Annotated in this window: 10 protein-coding genes; 3 read left to right on the forward strand and 7 right to left on the reverse strand. The window is 72.8% G+C overall.

The window, feature by feature from the left end; all coding sequences use genetic code 11:
- The 5 genes from ACOJUF_RS06750 to ACOJUF_RS06770 all read right to left on the reverse strand — a co-directional run.
- Positions 1-180 (reverse strand): DUF952 domain-containing protein (locus tag ACOJUF_RS06750; RefSeq protein WP_420121094.1); only part of this gene is annotated, 180 nt, incomplete at its 3' end.
- A 6-nt stretch (positions 181-186) separates the two neighbouring features.
- Positions 187-1923, reverse strand: coding sequence for a ribonuclease J (locus ACOJUF_RS06755; protein WP_420121095.1), 1737 nt, complete (start codon positions 1921-1923; stop codon positions 187-189).
- Positions 1924-2049: 126 nt separating this feature from the next.
- Entirely contained in the window at positions 2050-2973 is a 924-nt protein-coding gene (gene dapA, locus ACOJUF_RS06760) for a 4-hydroxy-tetrahydrodipicolinate synthase (protein WP_420121096.1), read from the reverse strand.
- A gap of 92 nt (positions 2974-3065) precedes the next feature.
- Entirely contained in the window at positions 3066-3695 is a 630-nt protein-coding gene (locus ACOJUF_RS06765; protein ID WP_420121097.1) for a TIGR03085 family metal-binding protein, read from the reverse strand.
- Positions 3696-3832: 137 nt separating this feature from the next.
- Complete coding sequence (locus tag ACOJUF_RS06770; protein WP_420121098.1) at positions 3833-5179, reverse strand: YncE family protein; 1347 nt, start codon at positions 5177-5179, stop codon at positions 3833-3835.
- 395 nt (positions 5180-5574) lie between these two features.
- Here ACOJUF_RS06770 and ACOJUF_RS06775 point away from each other — a divergent pair, with 395 nt between their 5' ends.
- Complete coding sequence (locus ACOJUF_RS06775) at positions 5575-5820, forward strand: hypothetical protein (RefSeq protein ID WP_420121099.1); 246 nt, start codon at positions 5575-5577, stop codon at positions 5818-5820.
- Positions 5821-5867: 47 nt separating this feature from the next.
- Here ACOJUF_RS06775 and thyX read toward each other — a convergent pair whose 3' ends face one another.
- Both thyX and ACOJUF_RS06785 read right to left on the reverse strand, forming a co-directional pair.
- A complete protein-coding gene (gene thyX / locus ACOJUF_RS06780) occupies positions 5868-6614 on the reverse strand; it encodes an FAD-dependent thymidylate synthase (protein WP_420121103.1) in 747 nt (248 codons plus the stop codon).
- A complete protein-coding gene (locus tag ACOJUF_RS06785) occupies positions 6611-7156 on the reverse strand; it encodes a ferritin (protein ID WP_420121100.1) in 546 nt (181 codons plus the stop codon). The genes thyX and ACOJUF_RS06785 overlap by 4 nt, the downstream gene beginning before the upstream one ends.
- A gap of 67 nt (positions 7157-7223) precedes the next feature.
- On the opposite strand from ACOJUF_RS06785, the gene ACOJUF_RS06790 reads away from it, so the two are divergent.
- Together ACOJUF_RS06790 and ACOJUF_RS06795 are read left to right on the forward strand one after the other, a co-directional pair.
- Complete coding sequence (locus tag ACOJUF_RS06790; protein WP_420121101.1) at positions 7224-7811, forward strand: toxin-antitoxin system HicB family antitoxin; 588 nt, start codon at positions 7224-7226, stop codon at positions 7809-7811.
- 76 nt (positions 7812-7887) lie between these two features.
- Positions 7888-8967: a DUF4097 family beta strand repeat-containing protein gene (locus ACOJUF_RS06795; RefSeq protein ID WP_420121102.1), complete on the forward strand. Its 1080-nt coding sequence runs from the start codon at positions 7888-7890 to the stop codon at positions 8965-8967.
- Positions 8968-8974: the final 7 nt, after the last annotated feature.

The raw sequence follows: 8974 nt of genomic DNA on the forward strand, positions 1-8974 counted from the left end.
CGGCTCGGTCACGTCGGCGTAGAAGCGGTGCAGCACCCCGGGAACCTGGTCGGCGTACGAGGCGTGCAGGAACCCCTCCTGCTCCAGGGTCCGCCCGCGGGTGGAGACCCGGTACTCCCCCGCCGCCTGCGCCGCGGTCCAGTCCGCGACGAGGCTGGCGTGGTAGATCGGCCGGCTCATCGGATCTCAGACCGCCAGCACGGTCGGCACGATCATCGGACGGCGGCGATAGGTGTCGCCGACCCAGCGCCCGACCACCCGGCGCACCGCCTGGGCGACCCGGTGCGGGTCGGTGATGCCGTCCGCCTCGGTGCGGGCCAGCTCGGCCTCGACCAGCGGCACCACGGCGTGCAGCGCCTTCGGGTCGTCCGAGAAGCCGCGTCCGGAGATGGTGGGCGAGGCCATCGCCCGGCCGGTGTGCGTGTCGATGGCGACGGTGATCGAGATGAAGCCGCCCTCCCCGAGCACCAGCCGGTCGGACAGCGTGTTGTCGCCGACGTCGCCGACGGCATTGCCGTCCACGTACACCATGCCGACCTCGACGTGGCCGACCACCGACGCCTTGCCGCCCCGCAGGTCGACCACCGTGCCGTTCGGCGCGAAGATCACCCGCTCCTCGGGCACTCCGGTGGCGATGGCCAGCTTGGCCTGCGCCCGCAGGTGCCGCCACTCGCCGTGCACCGGGATCACGTTCTTGGGCCGCACCGCGTTGTATAGGTACAGCAGCTCACCGGCCGATGCGTGCCCGGACACGTGCACCTTGGCCACGCCCTGGTGCACGACCGTTACGCCGATCTTGGCGAGCTCGTTGATGATGGTGAACACGCTGGTCTCGTTGCCCGGGATCATCGAGGACGCCAGGATCACCGTGTCCCCGGCGGTCAGGTTGACCTGACGGTGCTCGCCGCGGGACATCCGCGACAACGCCGACAGCGGTTCCCCCTGGGACCCGGTCGAGATCAGCATGACCTGGTCCGGCGGCAGCTCCAAGACCTTGTCCAGCGAGCGGATCAGCCCGTCCGGCACGGTCAGCAGACCCAGGTCCTGGGCGATCTGCATGTTGCGCACCATCGACCGGCCGACGAAGGCCACCTTGCGCCGGTGCCGGTACGCCGAATCCAGCATCTGCTGCACCCGGTGCACGTGGCTGGCGAAGGAGGCGACGATCACCCGCTGGGTGGCCTTGGCGATGAACGAGTCCATCACCGGACCGATCTCCCGCTCCGGGGCGACGAAACCGGGCACCTCGGCGTTGGTCGAGTCGACCAGGAACAGATCGACCCCCTTGTCGCCGAGCCGGTTGAAGCCACCCAGGTCGGTCAACCGGCCGTCCAGCGGCAACTGGTCCAGCTTGATGTCACCGGTGTGCAGCACCGTGCCGGCCGGCGTGCGGATGCTCACCGCGAGCGCGTCCGGGATCGAGTGGTTCACCGCGAAGAACCGCAGGTCGAACGGGCCGACCCGGCGCTTGTCGCCCTCGGCGACGACCTGCAGGTTCGGCGTCAGCCGGTGTTCCCGGCACTTGGCCGCGATCAGGGCCAGGGAGAACCGGGCGCCGAGCACGGGCAGGTCGGGCCGCAGCCGCAGCAGCCACGGCAGCGCCCCGATGTGGTCCTCGTGACCGTGGGTGATGACGACCGCGTCGATGTCCTCGACCCGGTCCTCGACCAGCCGCAGGTCGGGCAGGATCAGATCGACACCGGGCTGGCCGTCCTCGGGGAACAGCACCCCGCAGTCGACGACGAGCAGCCGCCCGTCGAACTCGTAGACCGTCATGTTCCGGCCGATCTCGCCGATCCCGCCCAGCGCCACGACCCGCAGCGCGTCCCGGGCCGGGGGCCGGGGCGGTGGCGGCGTCCGGGGCGGGCGACCCGAGGATCGACCGGACGGTGCGGAGGATCCGGAGCCGGCCGGACCGCTCATCGCGCTCCTCCCACACGATCGACGGAGCGATGACGCGCCCCTGATTCGCTCGCCCGCTCGCTCATCGCGCTCCTCCCACACGCTCGACGGAGCGATGACGTGCCCCTGATTCGCTCGCCCGCTCGCTCATCGCAGCGGACCGATCTCGTCCAGGTCACGCGCGATCAGCTCGGTCTGTTTGGGCGTCGCGGGAATCTGTGGCAGGCGTGGATCGCCCACCCCGAAGCCGCGCAGCCGCAGCGCGGCCTTGGCGAACACCAGGCCGGCCCCGCCGCCGCAACGCCCCATCGCCCGGTGCGCCGGCATCAGGTCGTAGTGCAGCTTGCGCGCCGTCGCGTAGTCACCGGCCTGCGCGGCATCCACCATCGCCCGCAGGTGCCCGCCCAGCACGTGCCCCAGGATGCTGACGATGCCGACGCCGCCGACCGACATCCAGGGCAGGTTCAGCGGGTCGTCGCCCGAGTAGTAGGCCAGGTCGCTGCCGGCCATCACCTGGGAGCCGGCGTACAGATCGCCCTTGGCGTCCTTGACCGCGGTGATCCGCGGGTGCTCGGCCAGCCGCAGCAGCGTCTCCGGCGCGATCGCCACGACGGCCCGCGGCGGGATGTCGTACAGCATGACCGGCAGGTCGGTGGCGTCCGCGACGGCGGCGAAATGCGCCAGCAGGCCGTCCTGCTGCGGGCGCGAGTAGTAGGGGGTGACGACCAGCGCGCCGTGCGCCCCGGCCTTCTCCGCCGCCTTGGCCAGCTTGACCGAATGCGCGGTGTCGTAGGTGCCGACCCCGGCCACCACGGTGGCCCGGTCGCCGACCGCGTCGACGACGGCGCGGACGATCATCTCCTTCTCGGCGTCGCTGGTGGTCGGGGACTCACCGGTGGTGCCGTTGACCACCAGACCGTTGTTGCCCTCGTCGACCAGCCGCTCGGCCAGCAGGCCGGTGGCGTCCACGTCCAACTCGCCGGTCGCGGTGAAGGGGGTGACCATGGCGGTCAGCACGGTGCCGAAGGGTCGGCCCGGCCGCCCGGCCGGCCCCGCGGAAAGCGTCGTCATACCTGGAAACCTACCGTCACGGCGGGTGTCCGTCGGTCATCACCCGGCAGTGGCGCGCGCTCCGGCGCGTGACGCCGGCGACCCGGCCGGGTTCAGAACCCCCGCTGGAGCTGCCGCAGGCCGCCGACCGCCGCCGGATCGCCCTCGAACTCGAGCTCGACGGCGTCCCGCCCGGACAGCCAGAGCAGGATCTCGCCGGGTTCGCCGACCAGGGTCACCACCGGCTCGCCCTTGCGCAGCACGATCGGGTCGCGCCCCGGGATCCGGGCCTGGACCCCGCAGCCGGCCTTGCGGACGAACAAGCGGGACAGGACGGACGAGACGCTCCGGGTCAGTTCGGCGGTCTGGGCCGCCGACAGCTCGCGGGGCCGCCAGCCGGGGCGCCCCCGCCGGACGTCCTCGTGGTGGATGAACATCTCGTTGCCGTTGGCGAGGTCGTTCAGCGGGCCCCAGCCCAGCGGGTTCCAGGCCGGTGGCCCCTGGCGGTACTGCTCGATCAGGTCGGGCCAGGGCCGGGCCAGGTACCCGTCCTGCGCCTTCTCGGTGAAGCCGTGCAGCGGCGGCACGACCGAGCCGGCCGCGCCCAGCGGATCCCGCTCCCGGACCAGCAGGTGGGCCAGCAGGTCGCGGGTCTGCCAGCCGTCGCACAGGGTGGGTTGATCGGGTCCGACCTGCGCGAACAGGTCGGCCAGCGCCGCGCGTTCGGTCCGGGCCAGACTCATGACCGCACCGCAGATTCTGCGGCCGGTTCCGCCGCCGCCTCGGGACTCGTCGCCACCCGGCCCACCGGGGGCGCGTCGCTTCGGGACCGACCACTGACTGGCACACGCACGCTCATTGGCGCCAATGTACGTGCCGGTCAGCGGGTGATGCCGGTGTGCCCGATGGAGTAGCGCCCGGGCTGCGGCAGCAAGGCCAGGCCGTGCGGCCCGTTGCCCACCGGGATCTTCTGCAGCAGGCTGCCGTCGACCGTGCTGATCACGTAGACGACGTTGTCATAGCGGCCGGAGAGCCAGAGCTGGCTGCCGTCGGCGCTGACGTTGCCCATGTCCGGACTGCCGCCGCCGGGTAGCTGCCACTTCGTGATCGGATCGCCGGTCAGGGCGTCGAGGACGCTGATGGAACCCTCGTGCCGGTTGGTGACGTAGAGCTTGGTCGCGTCCCGGCTGAAGTACAGGCCGTGCGCGCCGTCGCCGGTCGGGATGTGCCGGGTGACGGTCTGCAGGTCCTGGTCCAGCACCCAGACCCCGTCCGAGTCGGAGTCGGCGATGTAGAACTTCGAGCCGTCCGGCGCGATCCGGAGGTCCTGCGGCCCCATCGTGGTGTTGCGGGTCGGCATGTCGACCATCCGGATCAGCTGGTGCGTCTGCATGTCCACCACCGCCACCCGGCCGTCGAACTCGCAGGAGAAGACGGCGATCGTGCCGTCCGGGGTGAAGTCGCCGTGGTCGATGCCCTTGCAGTCGGGGAAGCGGACGCGGTCGACCTCCTGCCAGGTGGTCGGGTCGTACCAGACGAGGGTGCGGTACTTCTCCGCGACCGAGATCGCGTACCGGCCGTCCGGAGTGAAGTACATGTTGTACGGATCGACCACCGGGATGGTGTCGCCGGCCTGCCCGGTGACCGGGTCGATCCGGCGGACGACGTCGCCCTGGTCGTCCGTCGCGTACAGGGCCGTCATGTCCCAGGACGGGACGACGTGCTGGACCTCGATGCCCACGTGGAATCTGTCCACGACCTGGAACGTCTGGGTGTCGATGACCCAGACGTCGCCGGACTTGGTGTTCGGCACGTAGGCGTACGCCTTCGAGCGCTGCGCGGCGGGGCCGAGCATGTTCGCGCCGGCGTCGGAGTAGATGTTGCGCGGGTCGGTGACCGGCGGCATGCCCGGCAGCACGTCGACCGCGGCCGGCGGTGCCGACGCGGCCGACGGTGCCGACGATGCCGACAGTGCCGACGGTGCAAACGGGCTCGTCGGGGCCGGGGCCGGCTCGTCGCGGGCCGATCCGGCGCCCGTCGAGAACCCGGACCCCATCGACCCCGACATCGATCCCGACATCGTCGAGTGGTCCATCGGCGGGTCGGCGGTGACCGAGCCCGAAGCGGCCGACCCGGACTGCCCGGCCGATTCGGCGGCCCCCGGGCCCGGCGAGCAGGCCGCCGCCAGCAGCACCACCACCAGTCCGGCCACGCGCACACGCCGCATCGCGGCTCCCCTCCCCCGCTCGGGCGGCCGAACCGCCCGACACCGCCGATGAGCGTAGCCAGGCCGGGGTGGACGCCGTGGTTGCACCCCGCCGCGCCGGCGGCCAGACTGCGCCCATGGGCCAGCGGCAGCAGCATCCGGCGCGACGGGGCGGGACCGGGCGGGCAAGGCCGATCGGGTTCGCCCTGCTGGTGCCCGTTCTGCTGGTCGCGGGCTGCGGGGCGGGCGGGACCCCGTCGGGCCCCGGGTCGACGACCGCCGGCAGCGCGGCGACCTCGACGGCCACTACCGCGCCGGGGCCGTCCGCGGGGTCGGCGCCCGCGAGCCGGCCGTCCCCGTCCGCCGCTCCCCGGCCGAGCGGGTCGCTGACGGTGTCGGGGTCGGTGTCAGGATCGGTGTCAGGATCGGTGGCCGCCGGTGGCCCCACCACGTTGACCGGCACGGTCACCGAGGGGGTCGAGAGCCGGTGCGTGGTGCTCGTGGACGACACCGGCGCGACCCTGGCCAACCTGATGGGGTGGGACCTGCAGGCGCACCCGTTCGGTTCGACCGTGCAGGTCACCGGCACCTTCGAGGAAGGCCTGATGACGACCTGCCAGCAGGGCCGCCCGTTCACGGTGACGTCGGTCGTCGCGGGCTGACCGGCGGCCGACCCGCCGGCCCGGTGCCCTCGGCCGCGGCCGGCCGGTCAGCCGTCCCCGACCAGCGGTGACGCGGCCACCGCGGTGCCGTCCGGCAGTTCGCTGATCCGGAAGTCGGCGAACACGTTCGGGGCCAGCGCCTGCAGCTCCCGCAGCACCGCGACGGCCAGCGACCGGATCTCCACGTCCGCCGCCTCGGTCGCCCGCATGCCGACGAAGTGCCGCCAGGCCCGGTAGTTGCCGGTGACCACGATGGCCGTGGTGGTCGCGTTCGGCAGCACCGCGCGGGCCGCCTGCCGCGCCTGCTTGCGGGCCAGCGTGCCGTCCGGCGCGCGGGCCGCCCGCTCCTCCAGACCGGCCAGCAGCCGGTCGTAGGCCTGCGCGGCGTGCCGGGTCGCCTCGGTGAAGATCTCGTGCAGTTCCGGATCACCGGCGATGGCGTCCGGCTCGGCGACCTCCGGCCCGGACGCCGGCAGGAATCGCTGCGACAGCTGCGAGTAGGAGAAGTGCCGGTGCCGGATCAGCTCGTGGGTGACCGATCGGGAGACGTCGGTGATGTAGAACGTCGCGGTGCTGTGCTCCAGCACCGACAGGTGCCCGACCTGCAGGATGTGGTCCAGGTAGCCGGCGTTGGTCGCGGTCGCCGGAATCGGCTTGGACCAGGACTGGTAGCAGGCCCGGCCGGCGAACTCGGCCAACGCCTGGCCGCCGGACGCGTCCGTGGTCCACGGCACGTCCGGCGGGGGCAGGAACTCGGTCCGGGCGACCAGCCGGACCGTCGGCGGTGCGCTCAGAGCGCGCCGCCCGCGGCGGTGGGCGCGCTGGCGTCGGTGCCCGAGTCGCCGACCTGCTCGCGGGCCAGGTAGGTCTCGATCTCGAACCAGTCGCTGCCGGCCCGCTGGGCGACGTTGAGCAGCGTGGACATCGAGGCGACCTCCTCGACCTGCTCCTTGAGGAACCACAGCATGAACTGCTCACCCAGGAAATCGTTCTCCGCGCGCGCGGTCGCGAACAGTTCCTTGATCTGGTCGGTGACCGCCCGCTCCTGGGCCAGGGCCAGCGCGATCGGTTCGACCACCGACTCGAAGTCGCCGCGCACCTCGTCCACGCCCGGGATGGCGACGTGCAGATCCCGGTCGAGCATCCACTGCACGATCATCATCGCGTGATTGCGCTCCTCGACCGACTGCCGGTAGAAGTGCGCGGCCAGCTGCGGCAGGTCGTGGGCGTCGAACCAGACCGCGATCGCCACGTACTGCTGGCTCGCGTTGAACTCGTGGCGGACCTGCTCGCGCAGCAGGTCGACGTAACGGCTGGACGTGTCGGATGCGGTCATGGCGGGAATCGTACGGGTGACGTCATCCGCCCTTGAAATGACGTCACAGTGGTGTCACCATGACGTCATGGATCTCACGCCGTACACCCAGAGCCTGCGCGACGACCTCATCACGGCCGCGTCGGTCGGCGACGAGGACGCCCGTCGCGCCGCCGTCATGCTGGCCGGAGCGATCGAGCCGGCCGCCCGGCTGGCCATCATGACCGCCCTGTCCGATCTGGCCGCCGAGGTCACCGGCGCGCTGCGCGACACCACCGTCGAACTCAAGCTCGACGGCCGGGACGTGCGCGTCGCGGTGACCGAGCACGTGGCCCCCGAACCCGTCGGCCCCCGTCCCGACGTCCTGCGCAAGCCGGCCGGGCCGGACTCGGCAGCCCCGGACGCGGCCGGGCCGGACGGCGCGGGCGACTCCCCCGAGGACCTCAAGCGCGCCGTGCAGGACGCGAGCGGCGAGCTGTCGCGGACCACCGTGCGGCTGTTCAACGAGCTCAAGTCGCAGGCCGAGCGGGCGGCCGCCGAGCAGGGCGTCTCGCTCAACACCTACATCTCCCGGGCGGTGTCGGATTCCGTGCGGTCCGCGGTCCCGGGCAAGAACCCCCGCGGGCGCGGCGGGAGCGGCCACGACCGCACCGTCACCGGCTACATCCGCGGCTGACGCACCCGTCGGGCCTGTCGGCCCAGTTCGCCCGCCGGCCCGGCCGGCCCCGCGTCGCCCCCGAGAAGAGGACCCCATGCAGACCTTCCTGACCCCCGAACCGATCACCATCGAGATCCGCAACTCCGCCGGCTCCGTCCAGGTCGACCTCGCCGACGTCACGACGTCGACGGTGGACGTCGTGCCCGGGCCGTCCCACCCGCTCGGCTTCCTGGACGACGTCATCCGGGCGGCCAAGGCGCAGTTCGTCGGCAGCCGCAGCGGCGGTGAGCCGATGTCCGGTGGCGACCGGGACGACCGGCCGCTGGACGACCCGGCCGAGCGGGTCCGGGTGGACCTTCGCCCGCGTCCCGCGGGCGGCGGCTCGCCGACCCTGATCGTGGACACCGACCCGGCCCGGGACGGGTGGAAGTCCGCCTTCACCGTGCACATCACCGCCCCGGCCGGGTCCGGGGTCCGGGTGCAGACCCAGTCGGCGAGCGCGGTGACCACCGGCATCGCCGATCGCGTCGAGGTCCGGACGGCGTCCGGCGACGTGCGGCTGGAGCAGGTGCTGGGCCGCTCGGTCGTGCAGACCGCCAGCGGCGACGTGACCATCGCCGACACCGCCGAGTGCGACGTGCGGACCGCGTCCGGCGACATCGAGGTCCGGCGGGTGCGCACGGAGGCGCAGTTGCACTCCACCTCCGGCGAGATCAGGGTCGACGGCGCCGGCGAGGACCTGTCCGCCCGGACCGTCTCGGGTGACGTCCGGGTGGCGGACGCGACACCCGGCCGGGTCGAGCTGATCACCGTGTCCGGGGACGTCGAGGTGGGCGTGCACCCCGGCACGCTGGCCGCGATCGACCTGAACTCCGTCTCCGGCAGCACCCATCACGACTTCGTGGTCAGCGACGCCCCGCCGGCGCCGGCCGCGGCGGCACCGGCTTCTCCGGACCTCTCGGCGGCCCGGCCCGGGTTCGACGCCCGGGCCGACATGGGGCCGGACCGCACCGTCGACGCCCCGGTGGACCGCGACCTCGGAGCCGGGAGCGAGCCGGCCGCCGAGGCCGGCGCGGACCGCCCGCACGGTGGGTCCGGCGCGGCCGAGCCGGTGCTGGAGCTGCGGGTCAAGACGACGTCCGGCGACATCCGGCTGCGCCGCGCCGCCGGCTGAACCGGGA

The sequence above is a fragment of the Nakamurella sp. genome (assembly GCF_048594475.1).
Taxonomy (GTDB): domain Bacteria; phylum Actinomycetota; class Actinomycetes; order Mycobacteriales; family Nakamurellaceae; genus Nakamurella.

Excerpts from the sequence above, each read along its gene's own strand:
- ACOJUF_RS06765 (WP_420121097.1), bottom strand. The coding sequence starts at position 3,695 with ATGAGTCTGGCCCGGACCGAACGCGCGGCGCTGGCCGACCTGTTCGCG.
- dapA (WP_420121096.1), bottom strand. The coding sequence starts at position 2,973 with ATGACGACGCTTTCCGCGGGGCCGGCCGGGCGGCCGGGCCGACCCTTC.
- ACOJUF_RS06795 (WP_420121102.1), top strand. The coding sequence starts at position 7,888 with ATGCAGACCTTCCTGACCCCCGAACCGATCACCATCGAGATCCGCAAC.
- ACOJUF_RS06755 (WP_420121095.1), bottom strand. The coding sequence starts at position 1,923 with ATGAGCGGTCCGGCCGGCTCCGGATCCTCCGCACCGTCCGGTCGATCC.
- ACOJUF_RS06790 (WP_420121101.1), top strand. The coding sequence starts at position 7,224 with ATGGATCTCACGCCGTACACCCAGAGCCTGCGCGACGACCTCATCACG.
- ACOJUF_RS06785 (WP_420121100.1), bottom strand. The coding sequence starts at position 7,156 with ATGACCGCATCCGACACGTCCAGCCGTTACGTCGACCTGCTGCGCGAG.
- ACOJUF_RS06770 (WP_420121098.1), bottom strand. The coding sequence starts at position 5,179 with ATGCGGCGTGTGCGCGTGGCCGGACTGGTGGTGGTGCTGCTGGCGGCG.